Source organism: Zavarzinella formosa DSM 19928, from assembly GCF_000255705.1.
GTDB classification, from domain to species: Bacteria; Planctomycetota; Planctomycetia; order Gemmatales; family Gemmataceae; genus Zavarzinella; species Zavarzinella formosa.
In genome coordinates this window covers 1097357-1113369 of the sequence record NZ_JH636440.1, presented here as the reverse complement: position 1 = coordinate 1113369, position 16013 = coordinate 1097357, and the positions used below count along the sequence as shown (strand labels likewise).

Below are 16013 nucleotides of genomic sequence, written 5' to 3'. Positions count from 1 at the left end.
CAAGCGACTGGCCTTCCCGCAACTAGCATAACGCCCCATTGGTCATTCCATCACATCAATTCCTTGATCGGCGCCGTGTCGTCTTCAACCAAGAATTGCGGACGGCCGGTGGCGTCTTGAATCGTCACTTTGCTGAGATCCAAGCCCAAGCGGGAATAGAGGGTGGCGAAGACTTCTTGATGCGTCACCGGGCGGGCGACGGCGTATTCGCCGAGGCGGTTGGTGGCACCGATGACCTGACCCATTTTCATGCCGCCGCCAGCCATCAGGGCGCAACTGACTTGCGGCCAGTGGTCGCGGCTGGCGTCCTTGTTGATGCGCGGGGTCCGGCCGAATTCACCCCAGACCACGACGGAAACATCGTCGCTCAGGCCGCGTTCGTGCAGGTCGGAGATGAGGGCGGTGATGCCTTGGTCCAGCAGCGGCATGTCCTTGCGGCCCTGGACGAAGTTCTTCCCGTCCGGCCCGTGCCAGTCCCACCGGGTGAAGTTCAGCGTCACCACGCGGGCACCAGCTTCGACCAGTCGGCGGGCGATGCAGAAATTGCGGACCATCCGGGGGGCGCCGTCCCGCTCGAAGGCCGGGTCGTCCACGCCGTAACGGGCGACGATTTCCGGCTTTTCCTTCGAGAGGTCGAGGGCGTCCTTCAACTTGTTGGAAGTGAGAATCCCCATCGCCTGCTGGCTGAAGGAATCAATCCCGTTCATCACTCCCTGCTGGTCCATCTTGCGATCCAGCGTGTCAAAGGCTTTGCCGAGGGAGACGCGATCTTGCAGGTGTTCCAGCGTGATGCCCTTGAGTGTCATCGTCTCGGATTGCATGCCGGTGGCCTTGTCCCCGACGAGGCGGAAGGGGGCGTGGGCCATGCCGATGAAGCCGCCGTCGCCGGGATAGCCCCAGCGGGCTTCGCCGGTGCGGTACATCAGCGTCAGGTGCGGCGGGATGGCTTGGTTGACCGGCCCGAGGGCCTTGGACACCCAAGCGCCCATCGCGGGCCAGTAACCGGGCTTTTTCAAGTCCCGCTTGCGACCAGTCATGCACTGGAAGGCGTCGTGGTCGCCGGCTGAGCCGGTGATGGAGCGGATGATGGCGAACTTGTCCATCATCTTGGCCATGCGGGGGAAGTGTTCGCAAATGTCGATGCCCGGCACGTTGGTCTTGATCGGCTTGAACTCGCCGCGAATATCAACCGGGGCGTCCGGCTTGAGATCCCACATGTCCTGATGCGGTGGCCCGCCGGGCAGGTAAATGTTGATGATGGCTTTGTGCGAAGAACGAATTCCAGATTGCGTTTCGGCCGAGAGGATGTTCGGCAATGCCAGCGCCCCGCCGACGATGGCCCCGCCAACGGTGAGAAAATCCCGGCGGGAGTTTCCGTCACAGAAGCCGCCGCTCTCGCTGGGTCGGCCGAAAATCGTCAACATGGCAATTCTCTCTCTCAGGCGGGATCGTCTTTTGCGTCAGACGACAGGCATGGCAGGGTATGTCGGGCGGGAGAACGCCCAACGGCAGGCAATCATATTTAACATATCGTGATGGCTCGCCGCAAGCATTGAATGAAAAAAAGTTGAACGGCGGCGGGTTTGGACTGATGATGGGGCAGAGAAACCCTAGCCCGTCATCCGGTTCGATCGATCATGCCCGCGAAACGCAACACGCCAAAGAAAGCCTCTGCGAAGAAGGCTGCCGCGACGCCCAACCTCTTCGGTGAAGTACGGGAGCTGATCCTCAATGCCCGGCAGCAAGTCGCCCAAGTGGTCAACGCCGCCCTGACGACAACCTATTGGCGGGTCGGCGATCACATCCGTAGGGAGATTCTCCAAGAAAATCGCGCCGGGTATGGGGAAGAAATTGTCACCGGTCTGGCGACACAACTGGAGGCCGAATTCGGGCGGGGATTTTCAGCAAAATCGCTTCGGCATATGATCCGGTTTGCCGAAGCATTCCCTGATGAGGCAATTGTCTCCGCACTGCGGAGACAATTGGGCTGGAGTCATTTCAAAGCCATCATTTATTTGAAAGAACCGCTTCAACGTGAGTTTTATGCGGAGATGTGCCGGATCGAGCAATGGAGCACTCGCACGCTGGAGGAACGCATCCGGTCAATGCTCTACGAGAGGACGGCCATTTCTCAGAAGCCCGAGGAGACAATCCGCAACGAATTAAATGCCTTGCGGAATCAAGATCAACTGACGCCTGATTTGGTTTTTCGTGATCCTTATGTCTTGGATTTTCTTGGGTTGAAAGATTCGTTCTCCGAACAAGACTTGGAGACGGCATTGCTGCGGGAAGTGGAGCGATTTTTGCTCGAACTTGGCACGGGGTTCGCTTTTGTCGAGCGACAAAAAAGGATCACATTGGATGGCGACGACTATTACATCGACCTGCTATTTTACCATCGCCGGTTGCGGCGATTGATTGTCATCGAATTAAAACTCAACGATTTCAAACCGGCCGATTCCGGGCAGGTCGATCTTTATCTGCGCTGGCTGGACCGGCACGAACGCCAGGCGGGTGAGGAAGCCCCGCTGGCGATCATTTTGTGCGCCGGGAAGAAAAAGGAAACCGTCGAATACCTTGATCTCGGCCCACGCGGAATTCACGTTGCCGAATATCTGACCGAGTTGCCGCCGCCAAACGTCTTGCGAGAACGTTTTCGACGGGCTTTGGCTGACACTCGCGCCAGGCTAGAAAACCGGACAGTTTCCTCGAAAAACACACCCTTATGAATCCGTCGTGGTCAATCCATCATCCCGCACGCACATCTTCTGGAAGTTGGCGAAGTTCACCGAGTCGGTCACGAAACGCACGGAGCCATCGGACAGCAGGGCGGTGATGCCGCCGGTGTGGAATGAGTTCAGAATGGTGTTGGCGCTGTAGCTGAACGACGCCGGGCCGGGGGCGGTTTTGCTGTTGTTTGCATAAGCCACGGTGGTGATGCCGCCCGTGTAGTCGTTGATGATCCCGGTGCCGGTCGGGCACCAAGAACTCATCGGCCCGGTGTGCGGCCCCTGCACGTCGCCCGCATAGGGGCCGCCGTCCATCGCCGCCCCGGCCCAACCACCGCGATACGAGGCCCGGATTTCAGATGTGCCGACTTTGCCGGACTGCTCGCCGACCGCGATTGTGCTGGAGGTGCCGTCGGTGATTTCAGCCAGTTTGATGCCGCGATTGAACGTCAGCACGCCGGTCTGGGACAAAACCATGTTGCCATACAAGGTGCTGGTGCAAGTGCATCCGGCGACGCGCCCCGCCGGGTCCGGGGTGGCCCCGGAGATGCCGATGTACGAGTGAATCAGGGCCATGTCGCCGTTGCCGCTGACCGTGGAAAACGGGTCCAACGAACTGGAGGGGCATTGGTAAACACTCATCGGCGTTCGCCGAAGGGCGGCATTGAGGTCGCCCCAGGCGGCGTTGTTGGTGGTCAGCGAAAGCTGGCTGAAGAGATTGTTTTGCTCAAGGTGCGGCAGCAAAAGCCCCCGCCAGTTCAGCGAGGTGACCGAATGCAGGCACCCGGCCGGAAACTCGCCGTTGGCTGATTCGTAATTGTGGAGGCCGAGACCAATCTGTTTCAGGTTGTTCTGGCACTTCATCCGATTCGCGGCTTCGCGAATCTTCTGCACGGCCGGCAACAGCAGGCCGATGAGGATGGCGATGATCGCAATCACCACCAACAGTTCAATCAGGGTAAAACCCCGGCGTTTGGGAAGCAGGCGCAACATGAGTCAGGCTCTCGCAAAAATGAAAGGTAAGGAGGGAAAAACAGCAGTCCGAACAGGAGAGTGACGGCAGGCAGACGGGAGAGCGGGCCTGCCCTTTCGGGAGAGTTGTGTTCGATCCTAACAAGCGAGACGTTTCCAGCCAGTGAAAATTCTCTCACGGGATGAAATTGGGAAGATTCTTTTGGCGAGTGCGTTTTTTGTCGGCAACCAAGCCGAAAATCTGATGCTTTCCACGGCGGAAGGCGTCACTTTGGCATCCGGGCAAACATGCAAAAATCGGAGGGCTGTAAAATATTGCGGCAGGAAAAACAGCTTAAGCAAAAGAATAATCAGAATGAGTCAGGTCGATCATTCGCCGAATAACGACCGTTCGGCTCGCCAATCTTGGCCCGAATTTGCTTGTTCGGCTTTGTCAGGTCGGATAGGGTATCCCTATCGCAAGCCGATTTCATCACCCACCTTGACGTTTCGCTCTGTTTTGGGATGAGTTGCGAGGAAATTTCACTCGCTTTCAATCCCATCAGAGCGGTCGCGGCGATACTCGCTTGATTTGAAATAACGCCACCCCCGCAACGACGGGATGACGCCGAATAATTCGTGGTTCAAATCCATGGACTGAAACGAACATGACTCCGAACCCTCCCGGCGTCCCCGCCGAGCAAAATGATGTTCGTTCCATACCCGACCGGGCGCTGGCGGAGGAGAAGTTTCGAGGGTTGCTGGAGTCGGCCCCGGATGCCATGCTACTGGTCGACGAGGCGGGTCAGATCGCGTTGGTCAATTCTCAAGTCGAACGGGTGTTCGGTTTCCACCGGGACGAACTGGTCGGACAGATGGTCGAGATGCTTGTCCCCGAACGGTTCCGGGGCAACCATCCGGCCCATCGCATCAACTACGCCCGCGAGCCTCGGGTCCGGTCGATGGGCGAAGGCCGCGAACTCTACGGGCTGCGCAAGGACGGAACCGAATTCCCGGTCGAGATCAGTCTCAGCCCGCTCGACACTGGCTCCGGGAAATACGTCATCAGCGCGGTCCGCGATGTCACCCAGCGAAAGAAGGCCGAGACCAAGTTTCGCGGCCTGCTGGAGTCCGCCCCGGATGCGATGGTCATTGTCAACCGGACCGGCGAGATTGTTCTCATCAATTCGCAGACCGAACGGTTGTTCGGATACACGCGGGACGAATTGCTCGGGCAGATGATCGAGACTTTGGTTCCCACGAGGCTCCGGGCCGCCCATCCGGAATACCGCAATGTTTTTTTTCGCTCCCCGCGAGTCCGGCCGATGGGCGCGGGCGTCGATCTGTACGGTCTTCGCAAAGATGGCAGTGAATTCCCGGTCGAGATCAGCCTCAGCCCGTTGGAGACCGAGGAGGGGATGCTTGTCAGCAGTTCGATCCGGGACATCACCGACCGGAAGCAGGTGGAGCGAACGCTTCAGGAAAAGAACATTGAACTGGAGAAGGCCAGCCGGGCGAAGGACAACTTTCTGGCGACGATGAGCCATGAGTTGCGCACACCCCTGAACGCCATCCTTGGCTTCACTGGCACCTTGTTGATGAGGCTTCCCGGCCCCTTGACGACCGACCAAGAGAAGCAACTCCGGACCGTCCAGACCAGTGCCCGGCATTTGCTCTCGCTGATTAATGATCTGCTCGACCTGGCCAAGATTGAGTCCGGCAAGGTGGAACTGCAATCCGAATCGATTGTCTGCCAGACGGTGATTCAAGAAGTCGTCACAGCCCTGCGGCCGCTGGCCGAGAAGAAGGGGCTGCGGTTTGAGTCACGGGTTTCGCCGGTCGATCTGGCCATCAAGTCCGACCGGCGGGCGCTAAGCCAGATTCTGCTTAATCTGGTCAACAATGCGATCAAGTTCACGGAGACCGGCGGCGTCTCCCTCGAAGTCATTCGGCGGGAGACCGAGGGGCGGATGGTGACCGAATTCATCGTGACAGACACGGGGATCGGCATCCGCCCCGAGGATCAGGCGAAATTGTTTCAGGCGTTCACCCAAGTTGACTCCTCGGTGAAACGTCGCCAGGACGGAACCGGTCTGGGGTTGCATCTCAGTGGAAAACTGGCCGAGTTGCTCGGCGGCCAGATCATCCTGCAAAGCGAGCTTGGTCGCGGCAGCAAGTTTTCGCTTCAACTGGCCGGGAGATGAATCCATGTCGGCGCGCATCCTCGTGATCGAGGACAATCTGGCGAATCTGGAACTGATGAGCTACCTGCTCCGGGCGTTCGGGTACGAACCTCGCACGGCCACGGATGGCGGGGCGGGGTTGGATGCCGCGTCCGGCGAGGAGTTTGATCTCATCATCTGTGACGTTCATTTGCCGGTCATCGGCGGTTATGAAGTGGCCCGCCGACTCAAGGCGAACCCGGCGAGGCGGAAAGTTCCGCTCATTGCGGTGACGGCCCTGGCGATGGTCGGCGACCGTGAAAGATTGCTGGCCGCCGGGTTCGACGGCTATCTCGCCAAGCCCATTGATCCGGAAATGTTCGTGCCCCAAGTGGAGACGTTCCTCCGGATGGAAAAGCGATCTTCCGGCGCCGGCTCGCAATCAATTCTGGCCGTCGTCCCGCCCGGAGTGTCGATGCGGCACAAGATACTGGTGGTGGACAACCTGCCGGTCAATCTTGATCTGGCCCGGTGCATCCTCGAACCACACGGCCACTTGGTGATGACCGCCGAGGGGATTGAACAAGGGCTGGCTCTCGCCCGGAGCCAGCCATTTGATCTGATCATTTCCGATGTTTGCATGTCCGGGGAAAGCGGCTATGATTTCATCAAGGCAGTCAAGGCCGACCCTCGACTCGCGAAGATCCCGTTTGTTTTTCTGACCTCAACGATGACGAACGAAAAAGACCGGGCCGGGGGACTGGCCCTCGGAGCGGCAAGGTTCCTCTTTCGACCCATCGAGCCGGACGTTTTTCTCGCCGAAATCGAAGCCTGTCTCCTTGAGGCGGGAAAGTAGCAGTCATGGCCACCATTTTGCTTGTTGATGACCGGCCTGTGAACCGCGAGTTTCTCGTCGCCCTGCTCGGCTACGGCGGCCATCGGTTGCTGGAGGCGGCGGACGGAGCCGAAGGTCTTGAGCTTGCCCGAACCGAGCGGCCGGACTTGGTGATCACCGACATCCTGATGCCGACGATGGACGGGTATGAGTTCGTCCGGCTGATGCGGGCAGATCCCCGCCTCGCGGACACACCGGTCATTTTCTGCACCGCCCACTATCACGAACCCGAGGCCCGGAAACTGGCCGCCGCTTGTGGCGCCGCCGCTGTCCTGACCAAGCCTTGCGAACCGGAATTGGTTCTGCGGACCGTGGAGGCCGCCCTTGGCCTCGTCGCGCCGGCCCCCCCCGTCGCGGACGAAACGAAATTCGATCATGAACACATGCGGTTATTGACGGACAAACTTTCTGAAAAAGCCGACGAACTCCGCCGGACCAATGAGCGGCTGACTGTCTTGGTTGAATTGGGCCAGCGGCTCGGTTCGGAACGTGATCCGGCCAAGATCATCGAGGCGTTTGGCTCCGCCGCCCGGGAAATTGTCGGCGCCCGATACGCCGTGGTCGGTGTCTTGAACGGCGGCGGCGCGTACCGCTTTGTCATCACCAGCGGGATGGATGTCGCCATGTCCGCCCGGATCGGCCGTCCCGCTCCTCTCACGGGCGTCCTTGGCAGTGTCCTCGCGGCCGGGCGCAGTTTCCGCGCCGCCAATCGCCACAGTCTGGAGGCAATCGGCCTTCCGCCGGGGTTTCCCGCCGCCGGGGCGATTCTCGCGGCTCCCCTCGCCTCCCCTTCCAAAGTCTACGGCTGGGTGTGTCTGCTCGACAAAGTCGGCGCCGATGCCTTCACGGAGGAAGATGAGCGGCTTGTCATGATGCTCGGGGGCCAGGTCGGCCGAATCTACGAGAACGGCAGTCTGTACCGGGATCTTCTTCAACATGCCTCGAAACTGGCCGAAGAAGCCTCCGAGCGGAAACGCGGCGAGGAGGCGCTACGGGAGAGCGAGGAGCGCTTTCGCGGGGCGTTCGAGCACACGGGCGTCGCCACGGTCATCACCGATCTCGACAACCGGGCCATCCGGGTGAACGCCGCGTTTGCCCGGTTGTTTGGCTATGCCCCGGCCGAGATGATCGGGCTGACGGTGGCCGACGTCACGCATCCGGATGATCTGGCCGAGAGCCTGGCCCGCCGGAATGAATTGCTCACCGGGACCGGGCAATTTTTCCAAATGGAGAAGCGATACCTCCATCGGGATGGCCGCGTCTTTTGGGGCCTGACGAACATCTCCCTGATTCGCGGGCCGGACGGCTGGCCGCTCCAGTACGTCGCGCAGGTTCAGGACATCACCGACCGGAAGCGGGCCGAGGAGGCCGTCTCGGCGAGCGAGGAGCGCTTCCGGGCGTTCATGGACAACGCCCCGGCGGTCGCGTTTATCAAGGATGAAGACGGTCGTTATGTCTATGTCAACGCAACATGGATTCGGCGATTCGACGGGAAGGTTCCCGACTGGCGGGGAAAGAATGACCATGAGTTGTGGCCGCGCGAGACGGCCGACACGCTCCGGGTCGGTGATTTGCAATGTCTCGCCCTGAACGCGAGCATCCAAAGGGAGGAGACCGTCCGGTTGCTTGGCGACGAATCAACCTGGCTGGTGATGAAATTTCCGCTCCTTGATGGCGGCCAGAAACGGCTGCTCGGGGGAATGGCCTGGGATATCACCGACCGGAAAAACGCCGAGGCTGACAGCAGGCGTTCCGCCGAATTGCTTCGGGCGGTGGCAGACGGAACCACCGACGCCGTGTTTGTAAAGGACCGGGAAGGCAAGTATCTTTTGTTCAACGAGGCGGCCGCCCGGTTCGTCGGAATGCCAGCGTCCCACGTCCTCGGTCGTGACGACACGGAATTGTTCGACCCGGCCGGGGCGGCGCTGGTGATGGCGAGAGACCGCCGGGTCGCGGCCACGGGGCAAGTCGAAACCGAGGAGGAAACGCTCACCGCAGCCGGCGAGACCCGCATCTATCTGGCGACCAAGGGGCCGTATCGGGGTGCGCGGGGCGACATCATCGGCACCATCGGCATCTCGCGGGACATCACCGACCGCAAACGCACCGAGGATGACCTGCGGCGAAGCCAGGCGATTCTCAGCATGGCCAGCCGGGTGGGACGCATGGGGGCCTGGGCGGTGGAACTGCCGGATCTCAACGTGATTTGGTCCGAGGAATTGCGAGCCATCTATGGATTGGCGCCGAATCAAAGTCCGGGGGTCGAGGAAGGGCTGCATTACTACACACCCGAATATCGAGACACTGTGCGGGAGGCTTTTGACGCTTGCGTGCGAGGAGGAATCCCGTTCGATTTGGAAGTGCAGACAGACACCCTTCGGGGGGAACGTCTTTGGGTGAGGGTTATCGGCGAGGCTGTCCGGGATGCCCACGGCGCTATCAAAGGGGCGCAGGGAACTTTTCAGAACATCACCGACCGGAAGGGAGGAGAGCAACGCCTGATGACGCAGCATGCCGTCGTCAGCATTCTCGCGCAGGCGGCCGACTTGCGGGAGGCGGCGCCGAAACTCTTGCGGGCCGTCTGTGAGTACACCGGGTGGGACATCGGCGGTTTTTGGGTGTTGGATCATCAGGCAAAAGCCATGACCCACCTCGATCTCTGGCATGCCGAGGATCTGGATGCTCATGAATTCCATGATCTGTCGCGGCGAATCACCTTTGCCCCGTGGGTGGGTTTGCCGGGCCGGGTCTGGGCTTCCGGGCGGTCACTGTGGATCGCTGATTTTGCGAAGGAGATGAATTTTCCCCGAGTCGCGTCGGCGACGAAAGCCGGGCTGCGAAGCGGTTTTGGTTTCCCCATCGAATTCGGACACGAAGTCTTGGGGGTCGCGGAGTTTTTCAGCCGGGAGAGCCGCCGGCCCGATGACGAATTGCTTCGCATGTTTGACAGTCTCGGCAGTCAGGTCGGCCAGTTCATCGAACGGAAACGGGTCGAGGAGGGGCTTCGGCTGTTCCGCTCCCTGATCGATCAGGCCACGGACGGGATCGAAGTGGTTGACCCGCTGACGGGCCGGTATCTCGACGTAAACGAGCGAACCTGTGTCGCCCACGGCTACACCCGCGAGGAAATGCTGGAACTGGGCGTCCCCGATATTGATCCCCTTGTTTCCACCGCCTCATGGGCCAGGGTGATTCATTCACGCCGCCAAAACGAAACTCGGTCATTCGAGAGCATCCATCGGCGGAAAGATGGTTCGACTTTTCCGGTCGAAATCAACCTGAACTTCATTCTCGCGGATCGTGAATATGTGGTCGCGGCGGTTCGGGACATCACCGAACGCAAACAGGCCGAGGCGGAGTTACGGCAGGTTCAGCAACGACTGACCCATGTGCTCGCCTCCAGCCCGGCGGTTCTTTTCACGTTGATCGTTTCAGACAACCAGATCCGGGGAATGAGCTGGATCAGCGATAATCTTCGCGAGATGCTCGGCTATGCCCCCGCCGATGCCTACGCCAGAAACTGGTGGCCGGACAACCTCCACCCGGAGGAGCGGGAGGCGGTGGTCGCCCGGAATGTGGCGGGCCTCTTCGGCCAGGGACATGTCGCCCATGAATACCGTTTCCGCCATGCGGACGGAAACTACCGGTGGACCCGAGGCGAAATCCGCCTGATTCGTGACGCTTCGGGCGCGCCGACGGAAGCGGTCGGCGCGTGGTCGGACATCACCGAGCGAAAACATCTTGAGGACCAGTTCCGGCAATCGCAGAAGATGGAGGCCGTCGGCCGGCTGGCGGGCGGGGTGGCCCACGACTTCAACAATCTGCTTACTGTCATCAACGGATACGGCGAGATGATCCTCGGGAGCGTGTCGGCCGATGATCCGATGCGGGAATTGGTTCGCGAAATCGTCGATGCCGGGGAACGGGCCAGCGGGCTGACCCGGCAACTGCTGACCTTCAGCCGCAAGGCCATCATCGAGCCGAAGTCGCTGGATCTGAAAGAGGTCGTGGCTGATGTCGGGCGAATGCTTCGCCGGATCGTTGGCGAGGATATTCAACTGACCGTCACATCCGACCCGCGTGTCGGCGCCGTGATGGCCGACCCCAGCCAGATGGAACAAGTGATCCTGAATTTGGTGGTGAACGCCCGTGATGCCATGCCGCGGGGCGGTCGGCTCATGATCGAGGTGCGGAACGTCGAACTGGACGAGAATTACACCCGCACCCATCCGGACGCCCGGCCGGGGCCGCATGTCTTGCTGGCCGTCACCGACACCGGTTCGGGAATGAGCGCCGCGACGGTCGCCCGGATCTTCGAGCCATTCTTCAGCACCAAGGGGGACCGGGGCACCGGAATCGGGCTGGCCACGCTGCACGGGATTGTGAGGCAAGCCGGCGGCCATGTGGGGGTCTACAGCGAGTTGGGACGCGGAACCACGTTCAAGGTTTACTTCCCCCAGATCGATGTCCATCCGGCCGCCTCCAAATCGGGTCAGTTCCGGGCCGCCATGCCGAAGGGAAGAGAGACCATTCTCTTGGTGGAGGACGAGGAAGCCGTCCGGGCGTTTGCCAAACGGGTCTTGGGAGGCTGCGGATACACTGTTTTGGAGGCCCGAGACGGGGATGAGGCGGTGAAACTTGTCGCCGAACACAAGAATCGGATCGATCTGTTGGTGACGGATGTGGTGATGCCCCGGATTGGCGGCCGCGAGGTTGCCGAGCGAACGGCGGCCTTGCATCCCACGATCAAGGTTTTGTTCCTGTCCGGATACACGGACGATGCCGTCGTCCGTCATGGAATCTTGGAAGCCGACGTGGCGTTCCTTCAGAAGCCGTTCACTCCGATGTCGCTGGCCGCCAAGGTGCGGGAAGTCCTCGACGGCCACTGACAATAGCACGATGAAACCACCGTGTTTGTTATTCTTTCTCGTTCCCCGCGCTGATCCGAAAGGTGTGGCCGTCCGGGTGTCGGATGTGACATTCGCGGACGCCCCAAGGTTCGTCGGTCGGCGGCCACGTCACTGTCAGGCCGTGCCGCAATGCCAGCGCGTGGGCCTCATCCACTTCGGCCGGCGATCCCACCCACCAGCTCATCCAAACGCCGCCGGTGTCCTCGTCCCCGGCGTGTTGGGGCGCCGGGCCGCCCCGCGATCCTTGGGCGCCTTTGCACAGGAAGATCTGGCACTTCCCGCAACTCACCATTCCGAATGTCGGCGGCTCGCCATAAGCCCAGCCTCTTTTCCAGCCAAGTTTCTCGAACCAGCCGAAGCTCTCGTCCAGACTGGAGACATTGAGAATCGGTGTCAGATGCACGACATTCATGGTTTGGGATTGCCTTTGCCAAATGTGAAAATGCGAGGATCAATGTGATCTGTTGCTTGTCTTGTCGGCAAAGAAGCGGCCAAAGCCCCGCCGGTTATTCTTCCTGATACTGCTTCGGCAAGCCCTCGGCCTGGGCGCCGGTATCGGCGGGGCGGTCGGGCATCTTCGGGGAGATGGATTTGATGCGGAAGTCGGCCGGGCGGGCGGCGACGAAAGCGCCGGGGCGGCTCAGGGCGGGGAGGTTGCCGTCGATTTTCACGTTGCCCAGCGGTTCGGTGTCTTCCCCGGCCAGGTCGGCCCAGTGTTCGGCGTCGATCACCTTCGGCGGGTTGGCCGCCAGATCGACCGGGCGCATCTCGATCACGGGGCGGCCCTTGGCCATCGCAAAGATGTTGTTCTTGCCCTTCCACGACACCCACATGGCCAGTTGATCTTTGCTGTCGATCCGTTCGGCCAGAATAATCGGATCGTGGGAGTCGGCCGGAGGCAGGATCACGCAGTTGGAAGCGGTGATTTCCGTCTTGGTCAGGCCGGCGGCGCCGACGTCGTTTTTCTTGTCCGTTGCCCGCAGATGGACAAGGGGGCCGGTGCCGCAATAGGTGAGGCAATGAAGTTTCACGAGGCCGCTGCCCGCCCCGGAGGGATCGCCGTTCGAGGGGTGGATGTCCAGAAACAAACCGTCCACGACCACCAGCGTGTTCTTCACTTCCGCCTCGAACGGCCGGCTTCCCTGCACGTTGAACACCCGGCCGTGGCCGCGGATGACGGAATTTTCAATCACGATCTTCGGAATCGGCCAGCGGTCGGCGGGAACGGCTCCCATCATCATCATTTCGCCTCGCGGGTCCGCGAGGGTAACGGCGGAAAAATCCTCCCCTTCCTCAAAGGTCAGCAGGCCGTTGCGGAACTCAAACTGTCCCCCGCCCGCCAGCACGGCGAGGGCAGGCACGCGATCATGCAACAAATGGATGTGCAGGCCGTCCAGCGCCAGCCGGCCGCCGAACAGCTTGAACATGGCCGGCGAACGCTTCAGCGTGGACGGGGCGGGAACCAAGATCGGTTTGTGATTCGCTTCCGGCTTGATGGTGATGTCCGTTTCCGCCTTTTCAAACTCGCACGGATCAACTTCCAGCTTCCCCGTATGCCGGATCAAGAGCGTGTCGCCCTTCTTCATCGCATCCAGAGCCACCTTCAGTTTGCGATAAACCCCTTGCGGAGCGGGTGTCTGCGAGAACTCCGGGAGGCTGGGATCCCAGATCTTGATGGTCGGGTCGCGAGGCTCGGAATCGGGCGGGGACAGTGGCAGGCCGTAGAGCGGAACCGTGCCGAGATACCGGGCGCCGAGCATTTCCCAATTCGGATTGCTTGGCACCCGCAGGGCCGCCAGTTTCACGTTCGGGGAGAAGGCCCGCTTCGCGTCGGCCGTGCTGCCGACGAGGAAGGAGAGAGGGTCTTTTTCCAGCCACGGGGCCTTGAGCAATTGCTTGTCCGAATCGCGGACGGGGATACGTTCGCGGGCACAATCGGCGAATGTGTAATAAACTTCGCCTTCTTCATACGGAACCACATTGTGATAGACGTTCGGCATCACCGGGCCGTCTTCGTCCTGCTTGGCGGACTCGAAGCGGGTGCCGGAAGCCCGGCTTCCCCGCTGCCGGATCACGGTGGAGACGGGCGAGAACGGGCCATAGCGATCCATCCCGCCGAAGATGCAGTGGCCGGCTTGCACGGCACAACCGACGTTATCCCCGATTTCCACCAAGGTGCCCGAGGTGAGCAACGCGGAACATTGCTTGAAGACCAGTTCGGAATCGCTTGTGTCGTCGTCCTTCATCACCCGGATGGCGGCGTGGTGCGGGGCGAAGGCGCATTCCGTAGCCGAGAGATGGGTCGGGGCGTCCAGCCGGACCCCCACGTAACCGGGGGCGAAATAGCACTGCGTCAGCGTGAGGTTGCAACCGACCGAATCGACGGCCAGTTCCGCCGGGCCATCCCGGCCGTCGCGGCCTCCCTTAAACGATGACGTAAATGTACAGGCTTCCACGGTAACCCGGCCGAACTGGCTGATGAGCAGCCCGGCGTTTTCCGAATCGCCTTCGGCCGAGGGGAATTGAAACCGCACGCCGCGAATGGTCAGCGATCCCCGGCCGTCGCCGGGGCCTTTCAGGGTCATCGCCTTCGGGCGGGTTTTGCCGGGCGGGGTGAAGCCGAGCCGCACGGTCGGCTGGCCGACCCCCTCGATGCGAAGATCCTCTCCGTTGAAGAGCGCTTCGACCGGCTGATTGTCCTTGTCCAGATAGCGGGCCAGATCATAATCGGACCCGGTGAGCCGGATGTGTTTGGCCCCCAGTTTCAGAAGGCTCAGCAAGTCGCCGAGGTTGTTGGCCTCGCGGGGGCCGCTCGGGGGGAGATCCTTCTTTTCCGGCTCTTTCTTGGGCGGCTCCGGGTCTTTGTGGTCTTTTGATTTGTCGAGCGGTTCGACACCGTGGGTCGTCGGGTTACTGACCACCCCTTCGACGATGACCGGGTCTTTCTTCCGGCTCATCCGTTCGTTGATGTTCAACCCGACCAACACTGCGAGCAACACAACGGCCAGCGTGCCCATCACCCGGCCAAAGGTCAGCCACTTCGCCGCCGTCGGTTCCCGCAAGCGGGAGGCGTCGGCCGTCGGCTCCAACACCACGTCCATCTTGCGGGCCAGATCGCGAAGCTGCCCGGCCAGCACGTCCGGGTGCTGATAGCGTTGATCCGGTTCCTTGGCCATCATCCGGTTGATGATGTTCGCCAGTTCGGCGGGAACCTCCGGGTTGTATTGGCGAAGGTCCGTCGGGATCAGGTTCTTGTGGGCATCCAGCTTGCGGGCGACGGTCCCCTCGGGCACCGGAACATGGCCGGTGAGCAGATGGTAGAACGTGCAACCGAGGCTGTAAATATCGCTCCGCACATCAGCCAGTCGCGGCTCGATGGCTTGTTCCGGGGAGATGTAATCGAATGTGCCGAGCGTGACGCCGGAGTGGGTGAGCTGGCCGCTGGCCCGCACATCCAGCAAGCTGCGGGCCAACCCCATGTCCACGATCTTCGCGTTGCCGTCCGGCGTGACGATGATGTTGGATGGCTTGATGTCCCGGTGGACGACGCCGCGTTCGGAGGCGTGGGCCAGCCCCTTGGCCACCTGATACATGAGCCGGATGGAATCCCGCACGGGAATCTTCCCGCCACAAGCCTCCATCCGCTGCCGGAGATTTTCCCCCTCGACAAACTCGAAGGCGATGAAGTTCAGCCCCTGATCTTCGCCGCAGTGGTAAACACGGGCGATGTGATCATCATCCAGTTTGGCGGCGGCGCGGGCCTCCTGCTTGAAGCGGTTGACATTCTCAGTGTCAACCGCCATTTCCGGCGGCAAAATCTTCAGGGCGACAAACCGGCCGAGATCGAGGTCGCGAGCCTTGAGGACGGCTGCCATCCCGCCGCTGCCGACAATCTCCAGCATTTCAAAATGCCCGAGCGTCCGGCCGGCGAACGTGCCGGTCAGCATTGCGTCGAAGGCATTGCGAGGTCGCATGGACGACAGAATGGTCGGACTTTCATCCGACCGGGATTCGGCCAACGGGGTGGTCGGGGAGGTTGGTTCCTCCGGGCCAACGGGTTGATTGGCCGAGGAGCCGGTTTTGGAAAGTCGAGTTCGTGCGGACGAACCATCAGCGCGGACGGGCGTCCCTCCCCCGAAAAAAGGAGGTCCGGCCGAGCGGCCCGAGGGATCCGGTGTCAGGGGTGCAGCCATTGACGGCCCATCACCGCCCGCCCCGTCCGGCTTGGAGAAGGCCGGAAGCGACACGAGCCAAATTCGATACCTGCCGTGATTCGGGGGGATAGATTATCCCGCGACACCCGACTCCACGACGTCATGAAAGGACTCGGACAGTCCTTGTCCACCCGGAAGCCGTGCAGCGCGCA

General features: G+C 61.1%; 9 protein-coding genes. 5 read left to right on the top strand and 4 right to left on the bottom strand.

The genetic code is table 11. The features are described from left to right. Window positions 1–50 precede the first annotated feature (50 nt). Complete coding sequence (locus BGIM_RS0115990; protein ID WP_020470760.1) at window positions 51–1424, bottom strand: DUF1501 domain-containing protein; 1374 nt, start codon at window positions 1422–1424, stop codon at window positions 51–53. A 213-nt stretch (window positions 1425–1637) separates the two neighbouring features. Here BGIM_RS0115990 and BGIM_RS0115985 point away from each other — a divergent pair, with 213 nt between their 5' ends. Further along, the gene (locus BGIM_RS0115985) at window positions 1638–2729 is read left to right on the top strand and encodes a PDDEXK nuclease domain-containing protein (RefSeq protein WP_020470758.1); all 1092 of its coding nucleotides are present in this window, start codon (window positions 1638–1640) and stop codon (window positions 2727–2729) included. Here the strand turns inward: BGIM_RS0115985 and BGIM_RS0115980 are convergent. Continuing rightward, window positions 2724–3722, bottom strand: coding sequence for a DUF1559 domain-containing protein (locus BGIM_RS0115980; protein WP_020470757.1), 999 nt, complete (start codon window positions 3720–3722; stop codon window positions 2724–2726). The two genes, BGIM_RS0115985 and BGIM_RS0115980, sit on opposite strands and share 6 nt — an antisense overlap. A gap of 142 nt (window positions 3723–3864) precedes the next feature. On the opposite strand from BGIM_RS0115980, the gene BGIM_RS65850 reads away from it, so the two are divergent. The 4 genes from BGIM_RS65850 (at window position 3865) to BGIM_RS57600 (ending at window position 11626) form a co-directional block, all read left to right on the top strand. Next, complete coding sequence (locus tag BGIM_RS65850) at window positions 3865–4209, top strand: hypothetical protein (protein ID WP_157369043.1); 345 nt, start codon at window positions 3865–3867, stop codon at window positions 4207–4209. A gap of 139 nt (window positions 4210–4348) precedes the next feature. Beyond that, window positions 4349–5884 (top strand): PAS domain-containing sensor histidine kinase, encoded by a 1536-nt coding sequence (locus BGIM_RS0115965; protein WP_020470755.1) that lies wholly within the window; start codon window positions 4349–4351, stop codon window positions 5882–5884. A gap of 4 nt (window positions 5885–5888) precedes the next feature. Beyond that, complete coding sequence (locus BGIM_RS59825) at window positions 5889–6698, top strand: response regulator (protein WP_020470754.1); 810 nt, start codon at window positions 5889–5891, stop codon at window positions 6696–6698. A gap of 5 nt (window positions 6699–6703) precedes the next feature. After that, window positions 6704–11626 carry a PAS domain S-box protein gene (locus BGIM_RS57600; protein ID WP_020470753.1) on the top strand — a complete coding sequence of 1641 codons (4923 nt, stop codon included), beginning with the start codon at window positions 6704–6706 and terminating at the stop codon, window positions 11624–11626. A gap of 28 nt (window positions 11627–11654) precedes the next feature. Here the strand turns inward: BGIM_RS57600 and BGIM_RS0115950 are convergent, their stop codons facing one another. Further along, window positions 11655–12059 (bottom strand): bleomycin resistance family protein, encoded by a 405-nt coding sequence (locus tag BGIM_RS0115950; RefSeq protein WP_020470752.1) that lies wholly within the window; start codon window positions 12057–12059, stop codon window positions 11655–11657. 94 nt (window positions 12060–12153) lie between these two features. After that, on the bottom strand, window positions 12154–15840 hold the full coding sequence (locus BGIM_RS57595; protein ID WP_157369041.1) for a serine/threonine-protein kinase: 3687 nt from the start codon (window positions 15838–15840) through the stop codon (window positions 12154–12156). Window positions 15841–16013 lie beyond the last annotated feature (173 nt).

What these genes read in the sequence shown, in the direction of transcription:
- BGIM_RS0115965 (WP_020470755.1), top strand. Translation starts at nt 4,349, where the DNA reads ATGACTCCGAACCCTCCCGGCGTCCCCGCCGAGCAAAATGATGTTCGT.
- BGIM_RS57595 (WP_157369041.1), bottom strand. Translation starts at nt 15,840, where the DNA reads ATGGCTGCACCCCTGACACCGGATCCCTCGGGCCGCTCGGCCGGACCT.
- BGIM_RS0115985 (WP_020470758.1), top strand. Translation starts at nt 1,638, where the DNA reads ATGCCCGCGAAACGCAACACGCCAAAGAAAGCCTCTGCGAAGAAGGCT.
- BGIM_RS0115950 (WP_020470752.1), bottom strand. Translation starts at nt 12,059, where the DNA reads ATGAATGTCGTGCATCTGACACCGATTCTCAATGTCTCCAGTCTGGAC.
- BGIM_RS57600 (WP_020470753.1), top strand. Translation starts at nt 6,704, where the DNA reads ATGGCCACCATTTTGCTTGTTGATGACCGGCCTGTGAACCGCGAGTTT.
- BGIM_RS59825 (WP_020470754.1), top strand. Translation starts at nt 5,889, where the DNA reads ATGTCGGCGCGCATCCTCGTGATCGAGGACAATCTGGCGAATCTGGAA.
- BGIM_RS0115990 (WP_020470760.1), bottom strand. Translation starts at nt 1,424, where the DNA reads ATGTTGACGATTTTCGGCCGACCCAGCGAGAGCGGCGGCTTCTGTGAC.
- BGIM_RS0115980 (WP_020470757.1), bottom strand. Translation starts at nt 3,722, where the DNA reads ATGTTGCGCCTGCTTCCCAAACGCCGGGGTTTTACCCTGATTGAACTG.